We start from the raw sequence: 25555 nt of genomic DNA, 5'->3' as shown, positions 1-25555 counted from the left end.
GGGCTTTGCGTATGGATTATACGTGAACCATGCCCGGAACAAGGCCCGGCGCATGCCCGGCAGCGGGGGCAAGCTTGACGCTACGGCAACTGGCACCGCGCTCCAGACCGGGTAAACTCGCCGCCGACCGAAACCGTCATCACAACAATCAGGGAGCGCCCAGATGAGCGACAAGACCTACGAGACCATCCTCTATGATGTGGAGGACGGCATCCTCACCATCACCTTGAACCGCCCGGAAAAGATGAACGCCTTCACCGGCCAGATGATGTTCGACGTGATCGACGCCTTCGACCGCGCGGACGCGGATGATGATGTGCGCGCCATCATCATCACCGGCGCCGAAAAGGCCTTCTGCGCCGGTGCCGACCTGTCTGCCGGTGCCAAGACCTTCGACTACGAAGCCCGCGACGACCGCCCGGACAAGCAGGGCACAGCCGTGAAGGATGGCGGCATCGACTGGTCTGACCCCAGCGTGCGCGATGGCGGCGGCCGCATGACCTTGCGCATCTTTGAAAGCATCAAGCCGGTGATCGGCGCCATCAACGGCGCGGCGGTTGGCGTGGGTGTCACCATGCAGCTGCCGATGGATATCCGCATCGCTTCCACCAAGGCGCGGTTCGGTTTCGTCTTCGCCCGCCGCGGCATCGTGCCGGAAGCCTGCTCCAGCTATTTCCTGCCGCGCATCGTCGGCATCTCCAAGGCGCTTGAATGGTGCTATTCCGGCCGGGTGTTCGACGCCCAGGAAGCGCTGGATGGCGGTCTCGTCCGCTCGCTGCATGAGCCGGAAGACCTGCTGCCCGCGGCCCGCGCCATCGCGCGCGAAATCGCCGACAACACGGCGGCCGTCTCCATCTCGCTCACCCGCCAGATGATGTGGCGCATGCTGGGCGCCGATCACCCGATGGAAGCCCACAAGGTGGACAGCAAGGCGATCTTCTCCCGCGGCCGCACCGATGACGCCCGCGAAGGCGTCATGTCCTTCCTCGAAAAGCGCCAGCCGGACTATCCCTGCAAGCCCTCCAAGGACATGCCGGAATTCTACCCCTGGTGGGAAGAGCGCAAATACAGCTGAGGCGTGACCGCCTCCGGCTGAACAGGACGGGATGATCCGCCGGCTGACCAATGCGTCAGTCGGCGGTATCCATATCCGGCCCGATATGGGTGTGGATGCCCGCCTTCCACAGATTCGTCAGGAAGAAGACGCTGAGCCACAGCACGGTCATCAGCGCCGGCGGCACCAGGATCGCATCGAACAGCCCCAGTTCGCTGGCCACATAGCCCGCCAGCAGCGACCCCACCGGCCCGCCGCCCATCATCGCCAGCTGAAACGCTGCCAGCATCCGCCCGCGATGGCTGTCCGGCGCCCGCGCCTGCACCATGGCCCGCGCCGTGGACATGCTGACACCGGCTGACAGCCCCCAGATCAGGACGAACACCAGCACCGCCCAGAACGGGGGCTGGAAATGCACCAGTGTCATGGTGATGGACCCGGCACTCATGGCCACCATGATGGCGCGCCCCTGCCGCCTTATTTCCGGCAGCCGCGTCAGCAGGAAACTCGACGCGCCGATGCCGCCGAAGAAGGCCGCGGTGAACAGGCCGATCTCCAGTGACCCGCCGCCATAGGCGTCCCGCGCCAGCAGCGGAAAGATCACCATGAACACGCCGATATAGAGAACACCGCCGAGGCCCGTGAGGATCATGATCGCCCGCAAATCCGGGTCCGCCAGCGTCATCGACAGGCCTTCCATCATTTCGCGGCTGCGCGAATGCCCGCTGCTCTCCCGCGGCACGGCTGGGGCGGGCGCGAGACGGCTGGTGCTGTAGGCAGTGCTGAGCGCCAGCACCGAATGGGCGACGAGGAAGGGTATGGCACCCGCAAGCCCCGCCAGCGTGGCCAGCAGCATGCCCACAACCTGGGCTGCGAACTGCGCCGAGGTGGCCAGCGCCACGGCGCGTGGAATGGCACCGTCCATCGACCGCATGGCGATGCGGGTAAGGATCGAATCCCGCGCCGGCACGATCCAGGCCCCGATGCTCGACATGGCGAGCACGAAGGCCAGCACCACCCAGTAGCTGAGTTCGCCCATCAGGATCGCGATGGCCAATGCAAGCGAGGGCAGGGCTGCGAAAATCTGCAGGCGGATCAGATGTGCCCGCAGCTCCACCCGGTCCGCCGTCGCGCCGCCGGGCATGATGAGCACCAGCATGGGCAGCATCGACACCATCTGCGCGATGCCCACCCGCTCCGGCGTTTCCTTGAGCACGATGGCAACAAGCCACGGCACCAGCACGCCCTGGATGCCCATCGCCAGGAAATAGGCGATGTGCCCGCTGAGATACCAGCGGGTTTCAGGCGGTGGCGTGGCCTGATCGGCCGCATGCGGGGCGGGGGAGGAAGGCGGCATCAGGTTCACGCAACGCTGTAGGCCCCCGATGCGGGGCATGGGGGATCTGGAAACAGGGGGGAAGGCGGTACGCAAGACTCATCCGCTGACTGATAGTCAGCCAATTCGCCCACCACGTCCAGTTGCTTCAGGTTGCTGGTGCGGCGATGTCATCCGACGTGATCGACACGAGCCGGGTCAGCGTCGTCAGCACCAGCAGTACGCCCACCATGGTGGCGGACGGGATCCACGCCGCCACATGCACATCGGTGGCGGCGATGATGAAACCGGTGATGAAGGCCCCGATGGGCCCGCCGCCGGCAAAGCCCAGCTGGAAGATCGACAGAACCCGCGCCCGGTGGCTGGGTGGCGCCGCCAGCTGCACGATGGTGCGGCTCATGGTCATCGACGTGCCGGCCCCAAGCCCCCAGCAGAAGCACAAGAGGCACATCACCCAGAAGGGGGCGGGGATGCCGATAAGGAACAGCACCACCGCGCCGCTGGAGAGGCTGCAGGTCAGCACCAGCCCGCGCCGGTGAATATGCCCCAGCCGCAGAAGCGTGAAGGTGGAGACAATGGTGCCGCCCCAGAAACAGATATTGACCAGCGAGATGCCGCCTGCGTCGCCGCCGTAATAGTCACGCACCATCAGCGGCAGCAGCACCATAAAGGCCCCGACATAAAGCACCCCGACCGCGAACATGCCGAGCACCACCGGCATCAGGATGGGAGAGGCGAACACCGTGCGGATGCCGTCGCGCATGTCCTCCAGCGGATGTGCCGGCGGCCGGTCCATCGGCGGGGCAGCCGCAAGCTTACGCACCATCACCGCCCCGCCAAGCATGACGAGGGCCTGGAAGATCAGCAGGGCAGGCGCGCCGACGAGATTTTCCGTCCCCGCCAGAATGATGCCCGCCAGCTGGCCGACGAACTGGATACCGGACGCCAGAACCACCGCCCGCTGAATGTCCGGCCCGAAGCTCTTTTCAGCCACATGCGACAGAAGCGAGTCGCGCGCGGGGATGGCAAAGGCCGACATGGTGCCCATCGCCAGCCCGTAGAGGATGATCCAGCCGAAGGACAACTCGCCCGCCACCAGGATTGCCGCCATCAGGAACGGCGGCACCGAGGCGAGCATGTGAATACGGATCAGAAGGCTGCGCGTATCCCGCCGCTCGGCGAAAGCACCGCCGAAAATCATGAAAAGAATTGACGGTGCCATTAGCGCCGTCTGTGCCAATCCGACACGGAAAGCGCTCTCTTCCAGCACGATGGCCGCAAGAAACGGGAACAGAACCATCTGCAGACCGAGACTGCCGAACCACGTGCCCAGCCCGCCCAGATACCAGGCAAACGAACGCTCCGTACCCTGCGTTTCCAATGACTTAGTCTCCCTCACGCGCACTTTGTGCCGGTTGTTTGTATGCGGATAATGCGCATCCGGTGCGTCTCGATACTACCTGAAAAGCGGTGTGTGACGCTTGTGTGAAATTTCAGTGTCAGCCGCAATCCGGGGGTCTCACTTAAACCTATCGCAAATGGTTCTGCCTACTCTTTCGGCAGTATTGATAGTCCCCACGGCGTGGTCGACATGATGAGTTATATTGATCAACTGGTGGAATGCCGCACTCCGGTTTCTCCCGGCACCACCTGCCATGAAGTGCACGAGCTGTTCATGCTCGACCCTGATGCCCTCTGCGTGGCGGTGGTCGAGGATGACTATGTGGCCGGTCTCGTGAACCGTCAGGACTTTCTTCTACGCTACACCTATCAGCTTGGTCCCGACCTTTATGGCCGCCGATCCATCACCCATCTGATGGATGCCGCTCCCATGGTCGTTGATGCGGGCATCGCCTTCGAGGATCTGAGCGACAAGATCGGCGGGTCACGCGCCAGCGGCCTGCTGCGCGGCTTCGTGGTGACGGTCGCCGGGCGTTATTATGGCGTCGGCACGGCACTCACCCTCCTGCGCCTGATGCTGGATCTGAGTGAGAACCGGTCGGCGGCTTTGGAAGTAGAGCGCCTGCGCGTGGAGGAGGCCAACCGTTCGAAGACCGAGTTCCTGGCCAGCATGAGCCATGAGCTGCGCACACCGCTCAATGCCATCATCGGCTTCACCGATTTCATCGCGTCAGAGCCTTTCGGCCCCGTGGCGCCGACCAAATATGGTGAGTACATCACCGACGTGAATGCCAGTGCCCATCACCTGCTCGGCCTGATCAACGAGCTGCTCGACATGGCCAAGATCGAAGCAGGCAAGATGGAGCTGGCCGAGGATGAGTTCCCGGCCCGCGAGCCGGTGCTGCAGGCGGTCAACATGCTCAAGCAGCAGGTGGCCGATGCGGGCCTCACCCTGCACATGGACCTGCTGGACGAAACCGCCCTCATCTTTGCCGACAAGCAGATGACCCGTCAGGTCGTTATCAATCTCCTGTCCAACGCCATCAAGTTCACGCCCCGCGGCGGGCGCATCCTCATCCAGTCCGATCGGTTGCCGGACGGACTGCGGCTGACGGTGAGCGATACCGGAATCGGCATTCCCGCCGACCGCCTCGAGCGCGTGCTGGAGCCGTTCGAGCAGGTGGAAAACGCCATGAGCCGCACCCGGCCGGGCACAGGCCTTGGCCTGCCGCTCTCCAAGGCGATGGTGGAGGCTCATGGCGGCACCCTGTCCCTGTCGAGTACCCTTGGCGAAGGCACGCGGGTCGATATCGTGCTGCCGGCTGAACGCATCGTCATGGCCCGTCTCGGCACCATCAACGCAGCCTGAGCCACTGTCCTGCTAGCAGGGCGTCATCGCATCAAACGCCGTAAAGGCCAGGTCCACGGCTGACCCGTCCAGCAGGTGCGGTTGCCATTCCGCCTGCCGCACCACGCGTTCCGCCAATTGCTTGAAGGTTGCCGAGCGCGGCACGCGCAGGCACTGCACGTGATCGGTTTCATCCAGCCCGTGCTGTTTCGCCGTCAGGCGGTTGCGCGTCATGATCTGGTGGCTGCGGAACAGGCCAGCCAGGAAGCGGTTGCAATGATAGATGGCAAGCGATGTCTGCGGCGTCTTGCCGGCTTCGAAATCCCGCACGGCCTTCTCGCAGGCGACATAAAGATCACGCCCTGTCTCGACGCGCCCCTTGGCCCCGGCGCCTGTCGGCACGGCAAGCAGCGCCAGACACAGCACAACGGAAGCCGTCACCGTCAGCAGACGGATGCAGCGGACATGCGGGCCTGTGGTCAGCGCTAACCCCATCGTCAAAGCCTAGGGCCAACGCGTCTCACGCGCCATAACGTTTGAGATAGGGTGAGGCTGCCTAGAGGAGTGGTGCGGGGCCGATCTGCTGGTCCTCGAACATGGGATTGCGGCCCAGCCCTTCCGACGTGCCGCAATTCTGCGACCCGGCGCGCCAGCCGGCCCGATAGGCGGAATCCTGCGCGAACAGATCCTCGTTGCGGAACACCTTGGTGGCGAAGCCCCGTTCCCGGTTCTGCGCCGTTCGGCAGCCGTCGTTCCAGCCGGCCTGGTATTGCGGCAGGCGCTCCACGTCCCGGTCGGGAGAGGAGGCACAGGCAGCAGCCGCAAGGCACAGAATGCCCATGGCCGTGGCCTGAATGGTTTTTTTCAGCATGCGTGTTCGCGTGATCTTGCCCATATGGCCCACCCGATGTCCCTCATTTGCGCAGCACCACTTCTCCGGCGTTGGCGCCCCGGTGCCGCTCCCCGTTTCGGCCAGCCTAGCAAACCCGCCCGCGCGCAGGAATGCACCGCGGGTGCCTGCGGTAAATGGCCCGTCACAGCCGTTGCGCCTCAAACACAGCTAAAAAGCTGCCGAAATCCAAGCGAAATCCAAGTGAAATCCAACCCGAATTTGGAGGAAATGCCCGCAAAAGACGTGGTTTCTTCAAGTTTAATGCGGCCGCCATTCTTTGCGGTCCGGCAAGGTGACATGCCCCAGCCTGCCTGTTCGCTCAGGAAGAGCGGCCGTTGCAAGAAGGCAAACGACCATGACCGATCACACGGTTATCACCGAGGCAGACGACGCGCTGGGCAAGAAGCTCAGCCGGGAAGCGCGCGAAATGCTGGGGCTCGTGGCCCTGGCGCAGGACAAGGCCGGCAAGGCGCGGGCATTGATCGTCCGTCGGCTGACGGATATCGCCCTGCTGCCTGAAAGCCAGCTGATGCCCCAGGAGCGCCAGCTCGTGGACCAGATGCTGGCCCAGCTCATCGGCCATATCGAGGTTGATCTGCGCGCCCGGCTCGCCGCACGTCTGGCAGACCGCGCTGACGCACCGCAGGAAGTGATCGTGACGCTGGCCAATGACGTGATCGCGGTGGCCCAGCCGCTGCTCGAACGCTCGCGCGCCCTGGCCGACAGCGACCTCGTCACCATCATCGCCGCCAATGGGCACGACCACTGGGTTGCCGCCGCCCGCCGTGCCGAGCTGTCGTCGTCCGTGACCGACGCGCTGATCGCAACCTGCGATCCCGAAGCGCTGATGCAGATCGCCGGCAATGAAAAGGCGCTGTTCTCATCGAAGGGCTACGAGAAGATCGTGGCGTTGAGCGAAAGCCAGCCGGAGCTGTGCGCACCGCTGCTTGGCCGTCGTGACCTCACCCCGTCACTGGCGCACACCATGTTCTGGTGGGCCAGTTCGCGCCTGCGGCTTGAGATCGTCAACCGCTTCACCACCGACCGCCGCCTGCTGCGCGAAGCGCTGACCGATGCGCTGGATGATGGCCTTGAGGCCTTTTCCGGTGACCCAGACCTCCTGCGCACGCTCAAGCTCATGGTGCCGCAGCGCCGCTACGGCCCAAGTATCGGCGAGGACCTGATCAGCGCCGCCCGCGCCACCGACCTGCGCAAGGTGGTGGTGCTGATCTCGCAGCTGGCGCAAATCGCCCCGCTGACCGCCGCCCATATCGTCATGGATCAGGGGGGCGAAGCGCTGGCAGTTGCCTCCAAGGCACTGGGGCTCACCCGCAAGGAATATCTCCAGTTCGCGCTGCTGGTTGCCAGCCACCGCTCCGGCCCCTCGCGCAACGCCGCTGAAGTCAACCGGCTCACCGGCCTGTTCGACAGCGTGGCCACTGACCGGGCCGATGTCGTGCTGCGCTATTGGGATGATGCCGTGGATGCGCGCCGCAAGATCCGCGACGAAGTCCAGGTGGCCACGTCACAGGACGTTGCGGCCTAAGGCCTACTCGCCCGCAACCTGGCGCGAGGGCAGGGGCGTTGCCGCCCCGTCCGCATCCCGCGGGGCGGCGGCGCTCCGCCGGTGCGCGCCGGGCGAAAAGACCTTGAAGGACATGATCTCCTCAAGCCGCTCCTGCGCCGAGCGGGCCGTTTCCACGATGTCGCTTTCCGCCTGATCCACAAGCTGCACGATCTGCTCAAGGGCGGATGCAAGGTCCCGCGCCCAGATGGGTTCGGCCCCGTCCGCCACCAGCGCATCCATGTCCGCTTTCAGCCGCTTCACTGCCCCGCGCACCGCGCCGCTGTCGAACGCGCCGCTGGCGATGGTTGCGCGGATACCGGCGATCTCCGCCTTCAGCGCCGCTTCCCGGCCGGCGCGGCGCACGCTTACCGCGTCCTGGTCATCGGCAAGCGGTGCCAGGTCGTCCAGGCTGATCTCCAGATGCCGCGCCAGCGCCGCCATGGTGCGGAAGGTGCCTTCCTTCTTGCCGGTCTCGATTTCCGACAGATAGGCCGGGCTGATGCCCGCCTTGCGCGCCAGCGCCACGGCCTTGAGGCCGCGGTGGTCCCGCCACACACGGACCGGGTTCTCCCCGTCGGCAATGCGGTGGGCCACATCGGCGGGAATACCGGCAATCCCGTCATCAAAGGCCTGCAATTCGCGCATCCCCGTCTTGAGATCGCGATAGGCGTCAAGGTCGCGCACCATGCTGCGATAAGTCTCGATCGGCACCGCGGCGAAGCTGGGTGTGCCATCGGCACCGGTAATGATCTGGATCGCATTATCCTTGGTCATGCAGGGTCCTTGCTCATGCAGGCGCACTCCCGTTGGTATGGGCCCGGCCGGGCGCTGTCTGCGGCGACAGAAAGGCCGGGCGGTCCGCTGTGGCCTGCGGCGGTAGCGCATGGTCCTGGCGGATGATCGCCAGCACGTCGATCCGGTCAGGCTGAATACGGCAGACAAGCCGCCCCATGCCTTCAACGGCTACCTGCGCCAGGTCACGCGCCAGCCCCCCGGGCAGCGCCCGCATAGAGGCAACGCTCGCCCCCGGCAGCCGCAGCGTGTCTGCAGCCTTGCGCACGGCCGCCTGCTCCTGCGGCGGCAGGGCAGCCAGTGCCTTGAAGGCAGTGCGGCTATAGGCAAGCGGCGTCACGGCGGCGATGGCTCCGGGGCTCCGGCGGGGTGAAACGGGGGCAAGGACAGGGGGCACCATCTGCGAAGCCCGCGAGACCGGCACCCATTCGTGCAACACTCATTGCCCGTAACGAGAGGATATACGATTCGGGCCGGTGTCGCGTTGGCGGCCCGTATCCGCACCCCCGCCGCGACACACCGGAGACGCACCCATGCCGGTCACAAGTTCAGACCCCGCTGCCAGCCCGCTGCTGACCGCCGACATCGTCGCGGACTACATGCGGGCCCGCGCAGCCGCCCGAGCCAGCGCCACGCTTGAGGAAATGCGGGCCTTCGCTGACTCCAATGCCGGGGAATTCCCCGTGCCCGAAGGCACCCATGTGGAACCGACCGAAGCAGGCGGCGTGCCCGCTGAATGGCACGTGCCCGCTGATGTGCTTCAGGCAGGCGGCGGGCCGGATGAGGGCATCCTGCTCTACCTGCATGGCGGCGCCTTCCTGTTCGGCTCCCCGGCGTCCCACCGGCACCTGACGGCGTTTCTGGCACGGCAATGCGGCCTGCGCTGCTTGAGCGTTGATTACCGTCTGATCCCCGAGCATCCCTTTCCGGCGGCCCTCGATGACGCGCACGCCGCCTATCACTGGGCGCTGGAGCAGGCGGGGGATGCCTCCCGCATCGTACTGGCAGGCGACAGCGCCGGCGGCGGTCTTGCGGCCGCCCTGATGGTGCGCCTGCGCGACGAGGCAACGCCGCTGCCCGCCGCCGCCTACCTCATGTCACCCTGGACCGACATGGCCTGCGACCGGCCGACGAGCCGCACCAGACGTGATGATGACCCGTCCATCGACCCCGACAGCCTGCGTGAGGCAGGCCGTGTCTATCTCGGCGGTGAGCCTGCGGAGACACCGCTGGCGTCACCCGTCCATGCGGATGTGGCTGGCCTGCCGCCAACGCTCATTCAGGTGGGGGAACGCGAAGTGCTGCTGGATGATGCCCGCGACCTGGCGTCCGCCATGCGCCGCGCCGGTGTGGCCGTGCGCCTCGACGTGTGGGACCGAATGGTCCATGTGTGGCAGGCGCTTTATCCGATTTTTCCGGAAGGGGAGCGGGCGCTGGTGCAGGGCGGCGCATTCCTGCGCCGCCATCTTGAGGCGGCCCGCCAGGGCTGATCAGCTGCGCCAGCGCAGCACGGTCTTTTCAGGCACGGGATTGCGGAAGTCCCGGCCCTCGGCGCGGGACCGCTCCCACTCCGCTTTCATGCTGAAATACCATTTGCCCTGCACGTCCGCCTCGTTGATGAGCATCAGCCGCGGATCAAATTTCAGACCCTCCTGCATGATGTTCACGATGTCCGCGTCCTGCTTGAGGAAGTGGTACATGAAGGGCTTGAACAAGGGCGCAAGCAGGTTCAGCACCGGGTTGGTGGTGAAGAAGCTCTGGGTGATCTCGGTCTTCTCCGGGCCTTCCGGCGTCACCGTGGTCATGCCGACCAGGTGATGCTTGCCCGCCGTGATGTGCTCGATACGCACGCCGGGGATCAGGAAGCTGATCTCCGTCTTCACGTCACCGCCCAGCAGCGTATAGATCTTCGAATTCGCCGACGGCTTGTGCGCCACCATGCAGAAGCCGTTCTTCACCGGGGCAAACTCCTTGGCCTTCTCCTTCATGCCGGTCTCGTCGCGCCAGAACCAGTTCTTGTGCACGAAGGGGCCATGCGCCGGGTCGATCAGGCCGATCACCGCATTGTCCACGTGGCAGTTGAGCTGGAACTTCTGATAGATGCGGGCGGGCCTGTCGCCGACGCCCGGCATCAGTGGCGGCTCCTCCGCCGGTTCCGCCGGGCGGCGCAGGTCCGACGGCACGAACACCCACAGCGCGCCCTGCTGTTCACGCAGCGGATAGGAGGTAACGGAGATGCGCGACGCATCCATGTCCTGGCCTTCATAGAGGGAGGGGATATGCTTGCACACGCCGTCCGTCCCGAAGCGCCAGCCGTGATAGGGGCATTGCACCGTGGGCTGATTGTCCGTGTCCACGAACCGGCCCGCCGACAGCGGCACACCGCGATGCGGGCAGATGTCGCGGATGGCAAACGCCTTGCCCGCCTTTGTGCGCCCGATCAGCACCGGCTGGCCCGCCAGCGTCCGGTGCTGCAGCGCGCCAGGCTTCAGCTCCCGCCCGTGCATGGCGAAATACCAGATATCCTTGAGGAACCCGTCGCTTTCCGCTGCGGCTCTGGCAGCGCTGCTGGCGCTGGCGGTATGATCTGTCGTGCCGGTCATCTGGTCCGTAGCCTGAACTGCCAAATCGGGCGAATACCCACATGAATTTTGCAGGCGTCCTTCCGTCCTGCACCTGTTATGAACGGCAATTGGCCCCAGTCAAAGGGGCCAAGTCAATTCGGAGCCATTTCCGGCCCCGCCATACCCAATCTGATGTGCCGGTGCGTTGTGCCGGCACCCGGACGGAGTTAACCGCCCATGGCAGACACGCTGTCGATCGCTTTCACCAACCTGGCATCCCCCATGGTGCTTTTCTTCGCCCTGGGGTTCCTCGCAGCGCTGGCGCGCTCGGAACTGTCGGTGCCGGAAGCGGTGGGCAAGGGGCTGGCGCTCTATCTCATGCTGGCGATCGGCTTCAAGGGCGGCGTGTCGGTGGCGGAAGCGGGGCTGAGCACCCAGTTGCTGGTCACATCCCTTGCAGGCATTGCCCTGGGCTTTGCCATTCCCGTCCTTGCCCACACCCTGCTGCGCCTGACCACGGACCTCGACCACGCAACCCGCGCCGCCGTCGCCGCTCATTACGGCTCGATCAGCGTCGTGACCTTCGTGGCCGCAACCGAAGTGGTGAAGGCGATGGGCCTCGTCTTTGACGGCTACATGGTGGCCGTCATGGCGCTGATGGAAACGCCGGCGATCATCGCGGGCCTGCTGCTGGCGCGGGTAAGCACCCCGGCCGGAGAGGGTGATGCCGCCGCGCGCCATGAAACAGCCCATGAAACACCCTGGGGCACATTGGCCCGGGAAGTTTTCCTCAATGGCAGCGTGGTACTCCTGCTCGGCGCGTTCTTCATCGGCATCATTACCGGGCCCAAGGGCATGGTGGCGATCGGCCCCTTCGTCGACGCGCCCTTCAAGGGCATTCTCTGCCTGTTTTTGCTGGATATGGGTCTGCTCGCGGCCCGGCGCCTGCGGGAGAGCGCGGGCCTGACCCTGCCGCTTGCCGCCTTCGGCATTTACATGCCGCTCATCGCCGCCAGCCTCGGTGTCGTCACCGGCACCCTCATCGGGCTCGATGTGGGCAGCGTGGCCCTGCTGACTGTGCTCAGCGCCAGCGCGTCTTACATTGCCGTGCCCGCCGCCATGCGCATGGCGCTGCCGGAAGCCAATGCCGCCATCTATCTCACCCTGTCGATGGCGATTACATTTCCGTTCAACCTGGTCATCGGCATCCCGCTTTATGCAGCGGTGGCGCAGATGCTGGCAGGCTAGGGCGTTAGAGGGAGGATTTCCGCATGGCTGTTTCGACCACCCTGTGCAAGCGCCTGGAGCTGATCATCGCCCGGCCGCATTTGCAGATCTTCGCCAAGCTATTCGAGACAGCAGGGGTCACCGGCTGGACTGCGATGAAAACAGCGGGCGGCACCGGCACCTCCGGCATTTGGCGCGAGGATCAGCTCACCGGCGCCGACGAGCACGTGGTGGTTCTGGCCATCATGGATGCTGCTGCCGCTGAAGCCGTGCTGGAAGAGATCAGCACCCTGTTCGCGCGCTATCCCGGCGTGGTGTCGGTAACGGATGCACAGGTCCTGCGGCCGGAGCGGTTCTCCGGCCAGCCCAAGAAGGCAGATCAGTAAAGCGGGAAAGACGCCCGCGCCCGCCTCAGGCGGCGTGGGTGCCGTTGGCCAGCGCACCGATCACCGGTACACGGCCCATCACCGTACGGCCCAGTGCCAGCCCTTCGGACACTGCTTCCCGCGTCATCGTGGCCGCCGTCGGGCGCGACAGGTCGAACTGGGCTTCCACGGTCTCGTCGCGGAACTTGTCCACCACGCCGCCATACTTCTCGGCGATCTTGTACATGCGCTCGTTCTTGACGAGGCACAGCATGTAAACCCGGCTCATGAAGCGGTTGCGGCCGATGGTCAGCAGGCGCTTGGTAAGCTCCGAGCCGAGGCCGTAGCCCTGCATTTCGCTTTCAACTGCCACGGCGGCGGAGCCTTCGAGCGGCAGGCGCCAGCCGATGGGCGTGAGAATGCCGCTGGCCTTGATGTTCCCGTCCACCACGGCCCCGATGACGATGTCCCGGAACCAGTCGATGCGGTCCACATAGGACTGGATGTAGCGGTTGGTGACCGGACGGCCGAACCGCAGGATGCGGTCTTCACGGCTCAGGCGGCACAGATGGCGGCGGAAAGAATCCGCTTCCAGCGGCCAGATGCGGCGGATGACCGGCTGCGCCACGGCACGCGGCTTGGAGCGTGCGGCACCATCGCCCGTTGTCTTCTTGCCCGCCCCCGTCTTGCCCGGTGTCGTCTTGCCTGCCTGAGTCTTGAGGGACGGCTTGGCAGCGGCCTTGCGCGTCGCTGACTTGCGGGCCGTGGTCTTGCGAGCCGCAGGTTTTTTGGCGGTGGTCTTCTTTGCTGCCGTTTTTTTGGTGGCCGTCTTCTTGGTGGCGGCCTTCTTGGCAGGCGCCTTCTTCGAAACGGCCTTCTTTGCGGCGGTCTTTTTTGCAGCACTCTTGCGGGCGGTGGTCTTGCCCGATGCCGCGCCCGCAGCGCGTGTGGTGTCGTTTGCCGTTTCGGTAGCCATGGAACGCCCTTTCAAGTCCTGGCGCGGGGCCAGTCACGGATGTGCATTCGACCATACACATCCGCCATGTTGCTCTGCAATATAGGCCCGATGCGCCTGATCCCAAACCTGATTCGACGAGCCGCTTCCGCCTTCCGCCCTCTTGTGGCAGGCGGGATTATCTGCGTGGCGGTGGGCATTGCGGGCCCAAGCACGGGGCTCGCCCAGACTGAGGGGCAGGCCCAGGTTCAGTCCCAGCTTCAATCAGAGACATCAAAAGAGCCTTGCGAGGCCTGCGGTCTCATCTCCGGGCTGGCGGAACGGCTGGACCGGAAGGCGGAGCGTTATGCCAGCGCTGCACGCAATGCGGCCGCGACAACCAGCGAAGCCCGCGCCCGCCTTGTCGTGGTCGCCGACGGTATCCGGCTGCTGGCAGATGCCGCCCGGGACGCCGCCGCCCAGTGTAGCGAGGAAGGCGTGTGCCGCATGCCCCATCCCGCCACCCCGGTCAGCACCGGCGGGGCAGGTGCGGCGGAGAGGTCCGCCGGGGGCTGCGATGGCACGGTGCCGGAGCAGCGATGGACAGAGCTGCTGGCTCCGGTAAATGCATTGGCGGCGGCCATGGGGCAGGACGCCCAGACCTGCGCCCTGCTGGCCTGCCCGGATGCCGAGTGCGGGGCGCGGGCGCATATGCTTGAGCAGGCCGCCTTCACCGACACGCTCCTGTCGGCCCTGCTCGGCGGCAACACGGCACCTACAGGTGATCCGAATACGGAAGAAACGTCACCCATTGCCGATATGCCGGAGGATGGTCAGGCGCAACCGGAGGCACCCGTGGCTGCTGAGGTGCTGGCCGCGCTCTCGGAGCTTCCCGGCAGCCTTACCTCATCCGGCCTCGACGCGGAAAAAACCCAGGCACTGGCCGCGCGGCTGGCGGCGCTCGAGGCACGGCTGACCCGTGATCCGGCCGATGGCGGCCTGGTCAGCGGCGAGGCACCGGGCACCGGCTGGCGGCATCTGGCCGCGCGGCTGGCGCTGGCGGGCATGCGCGACGCGCTTACCACCATGCGGCTCGGCACCAATGCCCATATTCCCGCCCGCTGGTCGCAGGCCGCCGGCAAGCTGCGGGCGGCCCTGACGGCAGCCATGCGCCTTGATCGCAGCGCCAAGACACAGGCACAGGCACATGCACAAGGTCCGGCCGCACGGGCCTGTCACCTGCCGTCATTGGATGTGCAGCGTGTGCGGGTGCGCCTGCAGGCGGCGATGAACCGGGCCGCTTCGTGCTCGGTGCGGGCGGGCTGTCCGGTGGATGCAGCCTTTGACCGGGGCGTGAGCCGCGCGCGTCTGCTGCTCGATCAGCCAACCGGCTCGCGCGCACTGGAAATCGCCCGTGCCCTTGGAGAAGAAGCGCCCGTGACCGCCGAACAGGCAGAAGCCGCCCGCGCCGCCGAAGCGCCGGAACCGGGCATCGCCCTGTCCCGCGACAGCTTCCGCACCGGGGAGATCATCGCCATCAGCGTCACCGCCAATGGCAACAGGTGTCTCGCCGGGGGCGGCCATGTGGCGTTGCTGCCTTACGCGGATGTGCGCGGCCGCTCTCCCTTCGCGGTTGCCGGGAAGCTGGGTACCGGGCGCGCGGAGGCATTGACCCACCGCCGCCACGATGGGCGCAGCGAAGACAGTCAGGATTTTGCTGCACCGGCACCGGGCGCCTATCGCGCCATGGTGGTGGCGGGCGAAGGGGCAGGGGGGCGGCGGCTTGCGTCCTATCCGGTGCAGGTATCCGACGGTGAGCCCGCGCGTTGCGAGGGGTGGACGGGCGTGTGGCAAACGGAGTTCGGCCGCCTGGTAACCGTCGCCCGCGAGGATGGCAGCGTCACAGGCACCTATCGGCGGCGACCGGATGTGTGGCCCGGTTTCCTGCGCGGCCGCATTCGCAACGGCCAGTTGGTGGGGGCCTGGCACAGTGAGATCAGCGGGGGCGGCACGCGGCTCACCCTGCGCGGTGACGGGGTATTCCGGGGAAGCTGGGGCCTGTCTCCGGCCAGTGAACGCGATGGCGGCACATGGTCGGGCATCTGCATTGCACCGGATACGGACGAAGAGGCCCGCTAGCGCGCGTCCCGGAAATACGACACGCGCATGACGATGCGCGCTGCCCAGTCGAGCGCCACGCCGAAGCGGATATCCCCGCCCGAGTCCAGCGGCATCAGCGTGAAGGTTCCGTCGGTCTCCCGCGCCAGCCGCCTGAGATACAGCGTGTGTCCTTCGCCGGGCACCAGGCAGTCCTGCCCGTGGGTGCCGGCAAGGTCCGCGCCTTCCAGCCGGTTGCCGATCAGGATGTCCCCGGCCTCGTAGCGGCCGACCCGCGCAGCCAGCCGCACCGCTACGGGGCGGTCCGCCGGCACATCGAGGGTGATGGAGGTGCCGTCCGCGTCGCCGTTCGACAGCACCGCGCCGTCCCCGGCCAGCGTGCCCAAAAGGTCGATCTCCCGCCCGCGCCCGCCTTCGATGAGGTCGGCGACATGCAGCTCGAAAATGTCGGCGAACCGCTGCAGCCAGTCCATGGAGACGGTCATGTTGCCGGTCTCCAGCCGTGACACGGTCTGCGCGGTGGTGCCCACGCGTTCCGCCAATTGCTGCAATGTCAGCCCGCGCAGTTTCCGGTAATGCCGGATCCGTGTCTGCATGGCGGTTTCCCCCGTTGCCTGCCCCATGGGGCCAACAGCCGCCCCTTTGGGCGGGCGATCCAAGACCGCCCGGAAGGGGCGGACAATCGTGAAAGCCGCCCGCGGATGTCACCGGTCCGGGAGCGGGGCGGTCGAATACTTATCCCCGGTATTTACGTAATACGTAAAAATATCGCAATCAGAGCCTCAGGTTCGTATTATGTTCCTATCGGATGTCGGGGATAATCTCAATGCCGAACGTAATTGACCTCATTGATACAGCGGTCGCACGCCGCCGCGCGGCCAAGGCCAGCCCGAAAAATAGGCTATTCGCACAACTTTCGCGAGTGTTTGTCGCCCATGAACTGGGGGTGCCGGTGGAGGACCTGCGCCGGGCCAGCCGCGGCGTGGCGGATATCTGCGAGGCCCGGCAGGCCGCCATGTATCTCGCCCATGTGGTCTTCGGCATGTCCTTCACCGCCGTCGGCCGCGAATTCGGTCGCGATCGGTCCACGGTCGCCCATGCCTGCGAACAGGTGGAATGGCGGCGCGAGGACGTGTCCTTCGACGCCCTTCTGACCCGCCTCGAATGGCAGCTGCGCGCCGCCACCCAGATGACGCGCACCAACGCCCCGCGGCAGGAGGGCAGCGCCCATGGCGGATGACAACGCCTGGGTCACCCCCGTCTCGGCCACACGACGGGCCACAGGTGCGGCCACAGCCCGGCCGCCGCATGTCAGCAGGCAGCATTGGGAGCGGGAAGCGGCACGGCTGCTGCCCCGGCTGGCCCGCACCCCAGATGCCCGTCTGATCCCGGTGCCCGACGGCAGCTGGTTCGCCGTGACCACGACCCCAGCCCGAGCCCCGCGCGCCCGCCACAAGGCCGCAGCTCCGGTCGTGGCGGCCTGGGCGGCGGAGGGGCTGGTAACCGGGACGGTGGACGGGGCCTATGCCCTGTCGGAAACCGGCCATGCCTGGCTGCGCCGCCGCCAGGCCGCCGCTGACCCGTTTCGCGGTCAGCACCAGATCGACGGAACGCGGATGATCGACGGGCGCGGCCATGGGACGGCAACCGACCTGGCCCCCATGCGCGTCAATCTGGCGGAAACACCGCTCGGCTGGCTGCGCCGCCGCAAGGGCAGCCACGGCCGCCCGCTGATCTCCCAGCCGCAGTTCGACGCCGGTGAAAAGCTGCGGGCCGATTTCACCCTCGCCCAGATGACCCCGCGCCTCACGGCCAGTCTCGACGCCCAGCATGGCGGGAGCCGCAGCGCCCGGGGCAGCGGCCCGGCGGGCATCGAGATCACCGACCGCGCCATGGCCGCCCGCCAGCGTTTCTACCGGGCGCTTGATGCGGTCGGCCCCGGCCTGTCCGAGCCGCTGGTGGATGTCTGCTGCTATCTCAATGGCCTGGAAGACGCCGAACGCCGCATGGGCTGGCCCCAGCGCGCAGGCAAGGTGGTGCTGGCCATCGCGCTGGAGCGCCTGGCAGACCATTACGGCCTGCTGGGCAGCGCAGGCCCCGCATCCCGCCGCCGCCATCTTTGGCGGGCGGATGACGCGAATGGAACCGAGGAAGGAGAGCCGGCGGACGAGGCCGCGGCCCCGGGCAGGACCTAGGCCGGAGCGAGGCCCGCGTCACTGAGGGCGGAGGCCGCGTCATTCTGGATCCGCTGCACCATGGCATGCAGGCCGTTGGACCGCTGCGGGCTCAGATGCTCGTCGAGGCCGATCTTTGAAAAGGTGTCGTCAGGACCTGTCGCCACGATCTCGCGTGCCGGGCGGTCCGAATAGAGCGTCAGCACGATGGCGATCAGGCCACGGACGATATGGGCGTCGCTGTCGCCGGTAAAATGCAGCACCGGCGTGCCGTCATCGCCCTTGCTCACATCCGTGCGCAGCCACACCTGGCTGACGCAGCCCTTCACCTTGTTGGCGTCGGAATGGTCCTCATCCGCCAGCGGCTCGAGATCCTTCCCGAGCTCGATCACATAGCGGTACCGGTCTTCCCAGTCCTCCAGATAGGCGAAATCGTCGATCAGCTCGTCAATGGTCACGGGGCGGGCCGCTGCCTTTCTCTCTTGTACTCGCGCCAACAGATAGGCTGATCCCCGCCGCGAGACAACCGGCCATGAAAAAAGCCGCTGACCCGGCAAAAGGGGAGCGGCATGGGGTGTCGTGCGGCAGCCTGAAAGAAAATGGCGCGTATTGCATCTTGGTGGGGGGTGCGGCCCTGGGGGGGGGGAGAAGGCCGCTTGGGCAATGCAATACGCGCCGTTGGTCCAGGGTCGAGGAGAAATGCGGCGGAGTTGTCCGCTCATTGTTCCGGTCGAGGGAGGACCGGGTTGCTTAGATTCCCTGGGCAGGCGGCGGTGCGAGCACCGAGACGGGTGCCGAATTGGCAGCGCCGTTCACAGGCTGGCGGGCGCTCAACAGCTTCTCGGCAGCCCAGCTCACAGCCTCGCCGGAATAGTAGATAACCTGCGCCAGCACATGTTCGCCGGCATCCCCGGCAGCGTCGCAGACAGAGCGGTTGCGGTCGCAGAAGCCCAGCACGTCGGAGCTGGTGGTCATGGCGAGCGTTACCGCTTCCGCCGGATCGAAATTCGCCTCCTCGGCCAGCGGCGTTCCATCCGGACCCACCACAGCGGTGGACGGTGCGCTGGGCAGAAGCATCGCCACGACGGCGACCCAGAAAGCAATTCGCAAAATGAGCATGTAACCGACCCCTCGGTTGCGCCGCTTGCGGTATGTGACCGCCCTGGCGGCTGTGCCTATCAACATGCCACCACCCTAGGCGCGGGGAGCTTGTGACCCGGCAAACCATTCCGCTCAAATTTGAAGCAAATTCCCGTACATCCGCCCTTTTGCGCAGGCGTGCCTAATGCCGTGCCTCCGGACCGGGCGGCATTTACAGGGAAACTGATTAAAATCCGAAAGACCGGGACAGGGCCGCAGGCATATGGTCGGCGGACCCCCGCAGCGTCAGTCCTTTTTGCCCGCGCTGTCTGTGCCGGCCACGGCCGCATCGTCGGCCGCAGCATCCTTCGCCTTGGCCATCAGCCCGTCGGGAATGGCACCCAGCGCCGCATGGGCCTCGTCAAGAAAGGCGGGGCTTGGCAGCGGGGGTTCGAGCGACACCCCGGCTCCCAGCGTTTCAATGATGGTGTGCAGGGCGGCCAGCCGGGCGAATTTCTTGCTGTGCGACGGGATCACGTGCCACGGGGCGTCCGGTGCCGATGTCCGCCGCACCATTTCCTCGATGGCATCTTCATAGGCGCCCCACTTGTCGCGGTTGCGCAGATCATCCGGCGTCAGCTTCCAGCGCTTGAGCGGGTTGTCGAGCCGTTCCAGGAAGCGCTTCGCCTGCACCTCCGGCGAGATGTGCAGGAAGATCTTCACCAGCCGGAAGCCATCGGCCGCCAGCGCGCGCTCGAAACTGTTGATCTCGTCATAGGCGCGCGACCAGGCCTCGCGGTCGGCAAATCCCTCGACCCGCTCCACTAGCACCCGGCCATACCAGGAGCGGTCGAACACGCCGAGTTCGCCATTGGCGGGCAGGCGGCGCCAGAAACGCTGCAGGTAATGTTCCTCGCGCTCACGCGCGTCCGGCGCCGAGATCGGCCAGACACGCACCGCCCGCGGGTCCATCACGCTCGACAGACGGCGGATGATGCCGCCCTTGCCGGCAGCATCCCAGCCTTCAAAGATGATCACGCCCTTGAGGCGGTTATAGAGAAAGGCAAGCTGCAGCTCGCGAATGCGGTCCTGCAGGGCGATCAGGTGCTCTTCATAGGCTTCCCCGTCGATATCCGCGTCGGCCGGTATATCGGCCAGGGCAAAGCCGTTCGTCTGCCAGACCGCAAACAGGTCCCGCCAGTTGGGAGCGTCTTTCCCGGTATCGGTATCGGAGCCGGACTTTCCGGATGCCATGGTCGGTCTGCCGTGTAGGAGGGGCGGTCACAAGGTGCCGGTAGCCGGGGCACAGGTGAGTCGCTGCAGGAAACAAAGTGTCGCACAGGCGGGCAGGGATCGATAATCCCCGAAGACGGTCGTGTGCCGCGCCATTACCCCTTGGGCGACGCGATCAGGCCGAAGGGCCGCTGGCCCACCATCCCCGCTTCGGGGACGTCGCAGGCCTCGATGGGCAGCCAGATGGTCACCGTGGTGCCCTTGCCCAGGGTGCTCGCCAGGTTGAGCTGGCCGCCATGCAACTGCACGAGCGACTTGACGATCGGCAGGCCGAGGCCGGTCCCCTGCGCGCCGACGGACATGGAGGATTCCACCTGCTCGAAGGGAATGAGCACGCGCTTGATGTCGTTGGGCGCAATGCCGATGCCCGTATCCGCCACCGTGATGCGCGCCATCTCGTCTTCCTGCTCCAGCCGCACCGTCACGGAGCCGCCTTCGGTGGTGAACTTGATGGCGTTGGACATGAGATTGAGAACAGACTGGCGGATCGCCGTGTGATCGGCCTCGATCTCCAGTTCCTCGTCGGGGAGGGAAAGGTCGATGGAGATGTTCCCGGCGCGTGCCTGGGTGGAAAGGATGTCCGTGCAGTCCTCGATCACCTCCCGCAGATCAAAGTGGCGATGCACCAGCTCGTAGCGCCCGGCCTCGATCTTAGACAGGTCAAGGATCTGGTTGATCAGCGTCAGCAGGTGATCCCCGGACGTGTGGATCATCTTCGCGTAATCGAGATAGCGCTCATTGCCCAGCCGGCCGAACAGCTCCTGCTCCAGCACCTCTGAAAAGCCGATGATGGAATTGAGCGGCGTGCGCAGCTCATGGCTCATATTGCGCAGGAACGAGGTCTTGCTCTCATTCGCCCGCTCGGCGGCTTCTTTTTCGTAATCCAGCTTCTCGGCCACATCCACGAGGCTCGATGCCTGGTTTTCCAGCATGGCGCGGTTCATCTCCAGCTCGTGAACGGTGGATTGCAGCGTCCGCCCGCGCTCGATGAGCTGGCGTTCGCGCTCCTTCAATTCGGTGATGTCGGTATAGACGGTGACGCGGCCGCCCTCGCGCGTATGCCGGTCGCGCATCAGGAACCAGCGGCCATCCACATGGCGCAGCGTGCTCTGGCCCACCGGCAGGGCATGCTTTTCCATCCGCCGGTCCAGCCACTGGGCGGCGTCGCCGCCGGTATGGAACACGTCCGACTCCGATGTGCGGGTCATGAAGTCACGGAAAGTGATGCCCGGCTCGAGCTGGTCACCGGCCGCCCGGTGCAGCCGGGCAAAGACACGGTTGTGCAGCACCAGCCGGTCAGCCTGATCCCATACGGCAAAGCCGTCGGCGGTGCTTTCGATGGCGGCTTCAAAGCGCATCTGAACCCGCATCAGCGAGGTCACGTCATTCCAGTGAACGATGGCGCCGCCATCATCCAGGGGCCGCGACTTCACTTCCATCCAACGGCCATCCGACAGCCGCTCGATACGCGGCGTCCAGTCGCGGGATCGATGAAAGGCCAGCGTGTCGGCGATCCAGCCCTCGGGGTCGTTGATGGCGCGCGTGCCGGCGATTTCGCCTTCACTCAGAAGGCGCCGCAGAATGTCCTCGAAGGTGAGGCCCACAATGGCGTCAAGGTCATCGAAGGTGCGGAAAATATAGCGGAAATGGGCATTGCTGTAGGTAAGCCGGTCATCGCCATTGAAGACGATGATGCCGACCCGAAGACTGTCCAGTCCTGCAATGAGCGCGTCAGTTCCCTCGCGCGTCCCCACTGGCATCTTCTGCCTCACCTGACCCCGGACCACATGCCCCAATACACATGGGCCCCAAAGCTGACAGGATAGGGTTATGAAATCGTTGTTGTTTCGGGGTTTGCCCGTGCCAACCGTCCCGTCCCGGTGCAGGTAAGCCGACGCATCATGGATGATCGGCAGGTATCCACGAAAAAGGCGGTGTCAGAACCTGACACCGCCTCATTCGGGCCGGGACGTGAAATCCCGGCAATTTGTCTGACCGTCCGGCCTTAGCGGGCGGCGTCCGGCAGATATTCTGCCCAGCAATAGGCGATCTCGTTCACCGCGTGCTTGCCGGTGCAATAGGCTTCCTCGGAGGGGAAGTGCGCGGCGGCGAGGCACTGGTTGAGGTTGAGGCGCGAGAAACGCGTGCAGCGCGTCAGGTCACGGTTCGAGGTGAGCTTGGCTGCAGAGGTGCGCTCGTCTTCCTCGATTGCGATGTGACCGGCGATCGACAGGATGCGCTGCATCACCGGCACGGCCGCATGGGCCTCGGTCACGCCGGCCAGCTCGGCCAGCACGTTACCGAACCCGGAACCCGCCACATCATTGGCGGCGTATTGCGGCGCGACGGAGAACGGAGCCGGGGCTTCATATTTGCCCCAGCGCGTGCGCTGGAATTCCACGGCGGTCGTGAGGAAGCGCTGGCCCAGATTGGTGAGCTTCTTGTAGGTGACCGATGCCTCGGCGACCACGGCGGAGCGCGCCTTCTGGGAGCCGGAGAACATCCATACGCCGGAGCCGGACTTGAGCTTGCTCAGCACCGCGTCCTTGCCCTCGCGCTCGACGGCGGACTTCACGGCGGCAGCGAATTCCGGCTGCGCGGCAGCAAGATAGGCGCTGTTGGCGATCCAGCCTTCGGCCAGGAACTCGGTATTGTGGGGACGCAGCGTATCAAGGGCGGCGCGCACATCGCGCGGCGACTTGAACTTGCGGTTGGCCAGATCGTCGATCGCGGCGTCAAAGGCGCGGTAGGCCGCGGCCTTGCCTGCGAGATCGGCATTGGCGGAGGTGATCTTCGGCTGCGCCTTGGCACCGGCCTGCGGGGCAATGAACGGCTTGGCGCGCGGCACCGGCACAATCATGCCGTCCGACTGCACCACCGGCGCATTGGCCACTTGGTAGGGCGCGATGGAGGCTGCCGGTGCAACCGGCGCCTGCGGCTGGATAGAGGCGGTGGTGGTGGGCGTGCTGCCCGTGGTCATGCAGCCGGCAAGGGCCAGACCGGCCAGAACCAGGCCGGATGCAGCCGCAACCCGCTTCAGGCCAAAGCAGGAAGAAGTGCCGGAAGAAATGAAGGTGTCGGCCATGCGTGTCGCCCCCCGAATAAGCCCGGCTGCCTCTCTCCCGGCAGGCAGGCTTAGGAAATCATTTACCAAGGGAACCCTACTTTCAGCGCCTGCGCGTCCCGCGCTGTCAGTGTGGGCCCAATTCAGGGGAGCCGAAGCCTTCCGGTTCCCCGATCGTCATGTCTCTGCTCGTCAGGTCCAGCTCCGCCAGAGCTGCAGGCAAATGGCCCTAAGCAGCGATTCTGACGAAAATGTGCCAAATCGAGGCGCCCGCGAAGGGCACGTCGTCGGCGCTGCAACCAGCATGCCCAACACTAGGCCGATGCCGCCTTTCATGCAATGCGGCAGCGCATTGCGCGTGCCGGTTTTTGCGCGTCGCGGTTTGCACGAAATGCCGATTCCACAGGGGCTTTTGCTTCAAATGCCCGTCACATTTCAGCTTCCTTAACCCTGATCCGCCAGAGTGGCCGCGGATGGGCCACCTTCATGCCCGGCCGGCGGGGATCTGCCGGGCGTGGACGTGACCTTTTGAGAGACAATCGCGCCTGCCCGCTTGGGGCAGGCCGGCATCCGGGGGATGTGCCGCCTTGTGCCAAGGCACCGGCCCTCCCGGACGCGGGGTGGATGAGGTAAATCCGGTGCACGAGGCTGATTGGCAGGTTCATCCGGGCGCACGCGCCCGGCCGCGCGTGAAGGCACGGCATCTGGCGTTCATCCGGCAGCACGCGGTGGGTGGCATCATCGGCGCCCTGGGCGGCATCGCCTTTGTCGCCTTCACCGGCCAGACCGACCTGTTCGCGCTGGGGGCGTTCGCGCTTCTGGCCGCCACCGGCCTGCCGGCCCTGTGGCTGCGCGTCACCGGGCACCTCACCAGTGCCTACAGCCTGTCATCCTTCTTTCTGGCCTTCCTCGTCACCTGGCTGTGCGCCTGGACGGGCGGGGTGGATTCACCGGCCATCTTCTGGCTGGCGCTGGTACCGCTCGAAGCGGCGCTGTCGGCCAGCCGCCGCAGTGCGGTCATTGCCGCCTCCTATGCCGCCATCGCCTTTGCGCTGCTGATCTGGATGTCGCTGGCCTCGGCCCTGCCGCCGGCGCATCTGCCGGGGCTCGACCCCTTCCTCGTCCGCATGGTCGCGATCCTGAGCGCCATCATCTATGCCTGCGCCCTGGCGCTGCGCACCCAGGAAGCCTATCAGCGTGCCGAGGATGCCGCCGACGCCGAAGAGGCGCGCTACCGCATGGTCGCCGACAATGCCAGCGACCTCATCACCCGCCATTCGATTGACGGCACGGTGCTGTTCGCCACCCCCGCCAGCCGCCGCCTGCTGGGCGTCGCCGCGCACAAGCTCATCGGCATGCGCGTGACGGAGCTTCTGGGCAGCGACACGCAGGAGGCCCGCGACTTGTCGGAGGCCTTCGCTGTCGCCCTGCGCAAGGGCGGCGAACACAGCGCCGAATTTTCTCTGCCGGCCCATGACGGCAGCACGCGCCATCTGGAAATGCGTATCCGCGCGGTGGGCGATGCGCGGGATGTGAGCCTTGTGGCCGTCACCCGCGACATCACCGAGCGCCAGGCCGCCCAGGAGGTGCTGGCCGATGCCCGCGACATGGCCGAGAGCGCCAGCCGCACCAAATCGGCCTTCCTGCGCTCCATGAGCCATGAGCTGCGCACGCCGCTTAACTCCATCATCGGGTTCTCGCAGGTGATCCGCGACCAGTCCTTCGGCCCCATCGGCAACGGGCGCTACTCGGACTACGCCGACATGATCGGCGAAAGCGGCAAGTCGCTGCTGCGCATCGTCACCGACGTGCTGCGCATGTCGGAGATCGAGGCCGGCAACGTGGAAATGGAGATCGAGGAAACCCGTCTCCACCCGGTCGCAGCGCTTGCGATCCGCACCCTTGAACCGCAGGCACGCCACGCCCGCGTGCTGGTGGAAAACCACGTCGCCGAGGACCTGCCGATGATGATGGCGGACGCCCGTGGTGTGGACCAGGCGATGCAGTGCATCCTCGCCAACGCCATCCAGCACTCGCAGCCGGGTGACGCCGTGCAGGTGACCGGCGGGGCGGATGATATCAGCGCCTGGATCGAGATCAGCGATCAGGGCCCGGGCATTCCCGAGCATGAGATCAGCCGCCTGATGCGGCCCTTCGAGCGCACCGGCGGCAGCCTTGAAGGCCGCCCGTCCGGCGCCGGCGTGGGGCTGGCCATCGCCAAGGCACTGACCGAGCTGCAGCGCGGCGGCTTCACCATCCATTCGCGCGAAGGCGAGGGGACGACCGTGCGCCTGACCTATCCGCGCGCGCAGATGAGCGGCCGCCGGACGGCCTGACCCTCACCTG

24 protein-coding genes are annotated in these 25555 nt (G+C 65.9%); 10 read left to right on the top strand and 14 right to left on the bottom strand.

The window, feature by feature from the left end; genetic code table 11:
* The first annotated feature begins 163 nt into the window (after positions 1 to 163).
* Positions 164 to 1075: a crotonase/enoyl-CoA hydratase family protein gene (locus HG718_RS09260; RefSeq protein WP_160587331.1), complete on the top strand. Its 912-nt coding sequence runs from the start codon at positions 164 to 166 to the stop codon at positions 1073 to 1075.
* Positions 1076 to 1130: 55 nt separating this feature from the next.
* On the opposite strand, the gene HG718_RS09255 is transcribed toward HG718_RS09260, so the two are convergent.
* Together HG718_RS09255 and HG718_RS09250 are read right to left on the bottom strand one after the other, a co-directional pair.
* Complete coding sequence (locus HG718_RS09255; protein ID WP_160587332.1) at positions 1131 to 2411, bottom strand: MFS transporter; 1281 nt, start codon at positions 2409 to 2411, stop codon at positions 1131 to 1133.
* Positions 2412 to 2538: 127 nt separating this feature from the next.
* The gene (locus HG718_RS09250; RefSeq protein WP_160587333.1) at positions 2539 to 3771 is read right to left on the bottom strand and encodes an MFS transporter; all 1233 of its coding nucleotides are present in this window, start codon (positions 3769 to 3771) and stop codon (positions 2539 to 2541) included.
* Positions 3772 to 3981: 210 nt separating this feature from the next.
* Here HG718_RS09250 and HG718_RS09245 point away from each other — a divergent pair, with 210 nt between their 5' ends.
* Complete coding sequence (locus HG718_RS09245; RefSeq protein ID WP_160587334.1) at positions 3982 to 5160, top strand: sensor histidine kinase; 1179 nt, start codon at positions 3982 to 3984, stop codon at positions 5158 to 5160.
* Between the two features lie 12 nt (positions 5161 to 5172).
* On the opposite strand, the gene HG718_RS09240 is transcribed toward HG718_RS09245, so the two are convergent.
* Together HG718_RS09240 and HG718_RS09235 are read right to left on the bottom strand one after the other, a co-directional pair.
* On the bottom strand, positions 5173 to 5634 hold the full coding sequence (locus HG718_RS09240) for a Rap1a/Tai family immunity protein (protein ID WP_160587335.1): 462 nt from the start codon (positions 5632 to 5634) through the stop codon (positions 5173 to 5175).
* Positions 5635 to 5695: 61 nt separating this feature from the next.
* On the bottom strand, positions 5696 to 6010 hold the full coding sequence (locus tag HG718_RS09235) for a hypothetical protein (RefSeq protein WP_170080198.1): 315 nt from the start codon (positions 6008 to 6010) through the stop codon (positions 5696 to 5698).
* A gap of 376 nt (positions 6011 to 6386) precedes the next feature.
* Here HG718_RS09235 and HG718_RS09230 point away from each other — a divergent pair, with 376 nt between their 5' ends.
* On the top strand, positions 6387 to 7577 hold the full coding sequence (locus HG718_RS09230) for a DUF2336 domain-containing protein (RefSeq protein ID WP_160587337.1): 1191 nt from the start codon (positions 6387 to 6389) through the stop codon (positions 7575 to 7577).
* A 3-nt stretch (positions 7578 to 7580) separates the two neighbouring features.
* On the opposite strand, the gene HG718_RS09225 is transcribed toward HG718_RS09230, so the two are convergent.
* Entirely contained in the window at positions 7581 to 8372 is a 792-nt protein-coding gene (locus HG718_RS09225) for a helix-turn-helix domain-containing protein (protein WP_244617669.1), read from the bottom strand.
* A gap of 13 nt (positions 8373 to 8385) precedes the next feature.
* Positions 8386 to 8730, bottom strand: coding sequence for a hypothetical protein (locus tag HG718_RS09220; RefSeq protein ID WP_160587338.1), 345 nt, complete (start codon positions 8728 to 8730; stop codon positions 8386 to 8388).
* Between the two features lie 193 nt (positions 8731 to 8923).
* Here HG718_RS09220 and HG718_RS09215 point away from each other — a divergent pair, with 193 nt between their 5' ends.
* A complete protein-coding gene (locus HG718_RS09215; protein ID WP_160587339.1) occupies positions 8924 to 9880 on the top strand; it encodes an alpha/beta hydrolase in 957 nt (318 codons plus the stop codon).
* Here HG718_RS09215 and HG718_RS09210 read toward each other — a convergent pair whose 3' ends face one another.
* Positions 9881 to 10993, bottom strand: coding sequence for an aromatic ring-hydroxylating oxygenase subunit alpha (locus HG718_RS09210; protein WP_027840481.1), 1113 nt, complete (start codon positions 10991 to 10993; stop codon positions 9881 to 9883).
* A 198-nt stretch (positions 10994 to 11191) separates the two neighbouring features.
* On the opposite strand from HG718_RS09210, the gene HG718_RS09205 reads away from it, so the two are divergent.
* Both HG718_RS09205 and HG718_RS09200 read left to right on the top strand, forming a co-directional pair.
* The gene (locus HG718_RS09205) at positions 11192 to 12202 is read left to right on the top strand and encodes a sodium-dependent bicarbonate transport family permease (protein ID WP_160587340.1); all 1011 of its coding nucleotides are present in this window, start codon (positions 11192 to 11194) and stop codon (positions 12200 to 12202) included.
* A 23-nt stretch (positions 12203 to 12225) separates the two neighbouring features.
* Positions 12226 to 12567 (top strand): P-II family nitrogen regulator, encoded by a 342-nt coding sequence (locus HG718_RS09200; RefSeq protein ID WP_160587341.1) that lies wholly within the window; start codon positions 12226 to 12228, stop codon positions 12565 to 12567.
* Between the two features lie 25 nt (positions 12568 to 12592).
* Here the strand turns inward: HG718_RS09200 and HG718_RS09195 are convergent, their stop codons facing one another.
* Positions 12593 to 13522, bottom strand: a complete 930-nt coding sequence (locus tag HG718_RS09195) for a GNAT family N-acetyltransferase (RefSeq protein ID WP_160587342.1) — start codon at positions 13520 to 13522, stop codon at positions 12593 to 12595.
* A 165-nt stretch (positions 13523 to 13687) separates the two neighbouring features.
* On the opposite strand from HG718_RS09195, the gene HG718_RS09190 reads away from it, so the two are divergent.
* The gene (locus HG718_RS09190; protein ID WP_160587343.1) at positions 13688 to 15619 is read left to right on the top strand and encodes a hypothetical protein; all 1932 of its coding nucleotides are present in this window, start codon (positions 13688 to 13690) and stop codon (positions 15617 to 15619) included.
* On the opposite strand, the gene HG718_RS09185 is transcribed toward HG718_RS09190, so the two are convergent.
* Positions 15616 to 16194 (bottom strand): helix-turn-helix domain-containing protein, encoded by a 579-nt coding sequence (locus HG718_RS09185; RefSeq protein ID WP_160587344.1) that lies wholly within the window; start codon positions 16192 to 16194, stop codon positions 15616 to 15618. The two genes, HG718_RS09190 and HG718_RS09185, sit on opposite strands and share 4 nt — an antisense overlap.
* Before the next feature lie 230 nt (positions 16195 to 16424).
* On the opposite strand from HG718_RS09185, the gene HG718_RS09180 reads away from it, so the two are divergent.
* Positions 16425 to 16838 carry a helix-turn-helix domain-containing protein gene (locus tag HG718_RS09180; RefSeq protein ID WP_160587345.1) on the top strand — a complete coding sequence of 138 codons (414 nt, stop codon included), beginning with the start codon at positions 16425 to 16427 and terminating at the stop codon, positions 16836 to 16838.
* Entirely contained in the window at positions 16828 to 17793 is a 966-nt protein-coding gene (locus tag HG718_RS09175) for a DUF6456 domain-containing protein (protein ID WP_160587346.1), read from the top strand. Before HG718_RS09180 ends, HG718_RS09175 begins: the two co-directional genes overlap by 11 nt.
* Here HG718_RS09175 and HG718_RS15655 read toward each other — a convergent pair.
* From HG718_RS15655 to HG718_RS09150, 5 genes are all read right to left on the bottom strand, one after another.
* Positions 17790 to 18230 (bottom strand): SufE family protein, encoded by a 441-nt coding sequence (locus tag HG718_RS15655; protein ID WP_036263994.1) that lies wholly within the window; start codon positions 18228 to 18230, stop codon positions 17790 to 17792. The two genes, HG718_RS09175 and HG718_RS15655, sit on opposite strands and share 4 nt — an antisense overlap.
* Before the next feature lie 292 nt (positions 18231 to 18522).
* Positions 18523 to 18891, bottom strand: coding sequence for a DUF5330 domain-containing protein (locus tag HG718_RS09165; RefSeq protein ID WP_160587347.1), 369 nt, complete (start codon positions 18889 to 18891; stop codon positions 18523 to 18525).
* Positions 18892 to 19158: 267 nt separating this feature from the next.
* The gene (locus tag HG718_RS09160; RefSeq protein ID WP_160587348.1) at positions 19159 to 20106 is read right to left on the bottom strand and encodes a polyphosphate kinase 2 family protein; all 948 of its coding nucleotides are present in this window, start codon (positions 20104 to 20106) and stop codon (positions 19159 to 19161) included.
* 134 nt (positions 20107 to 20240) lie between these two features.
* Positions 20241 to 21905 carry a sensor histidine kinase gene (locus HG718_RS09155; RefSeq protein WP_160587349.1) on the bottom strand — a complete coding sequence of 555 codons (1665 nt, stop codon included), beginning with the start codon at positions 21903 to 21905 and terminating at the stop codon, positions 20241 to 20243.
* 245 nt (positions 21906 to 22150) lie between these two features.
* Positions 22151 to 23230: a hypothetical protein gene (locus tag HG718_RS09150; RefSeq protein ID WP_160587350.1), complete on the bottom strand. Its 1080-nt coding sequence runs from the start codon at positions 23228 to 23230 to the stop codon at positions 22151 to 22153.
* A 599-nt stretch (positions 23231 to 23829) separates the two neighbouring features.
* On the opposite strand from HG718_RS09150, the gene HG718_RS09145 reads away from it, so the two are divergent.
* The gene (locus HG718_RS09145) at positions 23830 to 25545 is read left to right on the top strand and encodes a PAS domain-containing sensor histidine kinase (protein WP_160587351.1); all 1716 of its coding nucleotides are present in this window, start codon (positions 23830 to 23832) and stop codon (positions 25543 to 25545) included.
* Positions 25546 to 25555 lie beyond the last annotated feature (10 nt).

It is taken from the genome of Pyruvatibacter mobilis, from assembly GCF_012848855.1.
Classification (GTDB): domain Bacteria; phylum Pseudomonadota; class Alphaproteobacteria; order CGMCC-115125; family CGMCC-115125; genus Pyruvatibacter; species Pyruvatibacter mobilis.
The sequence above is the reverse complement of the archived record's forward strand: the minus strand, read 5'-3'. Positions and strand labels throughout refer to the sequence as shown.

Coding starts and splice junctions, on each gene's coding strand:
- HG718_RS09260 (WP_160587331.1), top strand. CDS start 164: ATGAGCGACAAGACCTACGAGACCATCCTCTATGATGTGGAGGACGGC.
- HG718_RS09255 (WP_160587332.1), bottom strand. CDS start 2,411: ATGCCGCCTTCCTCCCCCGCCCCGCATGCGGCCGATCAGGCCACGCCA.
- HG718_RS09245 (WP_160587334.1), top strand. CDS start 3,982: ATGATGAGTTATATTGATCAACTGGTGGAATGCCGCACTCCGGTTTCT.
- HG718_RS09240 (WP_160587335.1), bottom strand. CDS start 5,634: ATGGGGTTAGCGCTGACCACAGGCCCGCATGTCCGCTGCATCCGTCTG.
- HG718_RS09235 (WP_170080198.1), bottom strand. CDS start 6,010: ATGCTGAAAAAAACCATTCAGGCCACGGCCATGGGCATTCTGTGCCTT.
- HG718_RS09230 (WP_160587337.1), top strand. CDS start 6,387: ATGACCGATCACACGGTTATCACCGAGGCAGACGACGCGCTGGGCAAG.
- HG718_RS09225 (WP_244617669.1), bottom strand. CDS start 8,372: ATGACCAAGGATAATGCGATCCAGATCATTACCGGTGCCGATGGCACA.
- HG718_RS09215 (WP_160587339.1), top strand. CDS start 8,924: ATGCCGGTCACAAGTTCAGACCCCGCTGCCAGCCCGCTGCTGACCGCC.
- HG718_RS09210 (WP_027840481.1), bottom strand. CDS start 10,993: ATGACCGGCACGACAGATCATACCGCCAGCGCCAGCAGCGCTGCCAGA.
- HG718_RS09205 (WP_160587340.1), top strand. CDS start 11,192: ATGGCAGACACGCTGTCGATCGCTTTCACCAACCTGGCATCCCCCATG.
- HG718_RS09200 (WP_160587341.1), top strand. CDS start 12,226: ATGGCTGTTTCGACCACCCTGTGCAAGCGCCTGGAGCTGATCATCGCC.
- HG718_RS09195 (WP_160587342.1), bottom strand. CDS start 13,522: ATGGCTACCGAAACGGCAAACGACACCACACGCGCTGCGGGCGCGGCA.
- HG718_RS09185 (WP_160587344.1), bottom strand. CDS start 16,194: ATGCAGACACGGATCCGGCATTACCGGAAACTGCGCGGGCTGACATTG.
- HG718_RS09180 (WP_160587345.1), top strand. CDS start 16,425: ATGCCGAACGTAATTGACCTCATTGATACAGCGGTCGCACGCCGCCGC.
- HG718_RS09175 (WP_160587346.1), top strand. CDS start 16,828: ATGGCGGATGACAACGCCTGGGTCACCCCCGTCTCGGCCACACGACGG.
- HG718_RS09165 (WP_160587347.1), bottom strand. CDS start 18,891: ATGCTCATTTTGCGAATTGCTTTCTGGGTCGCCGTCGTGGCGATGCTT.
- HG718_RS09160 (WP_160587348.1), bottom strand. CDS start 20,106: ATGGCATCCGGAAAGTCCGGCTCCGATACCGATACCGGGAAAGACGCT.
- HG718_RS09155 (WP_160587349.1), bottom strand. CDS start 21,905: ATGCCAGTGGGGACGCGCGAGGGAACTGACGCGCTCATTGCAGGACTG.
- HG718_RS09150 (WP_160587350.1), bottom strand. CDS start 23,230: ATGGCCGACACCTTCATTTCTTCCGGCACTTCTTCCTGCTTTGGCCTG.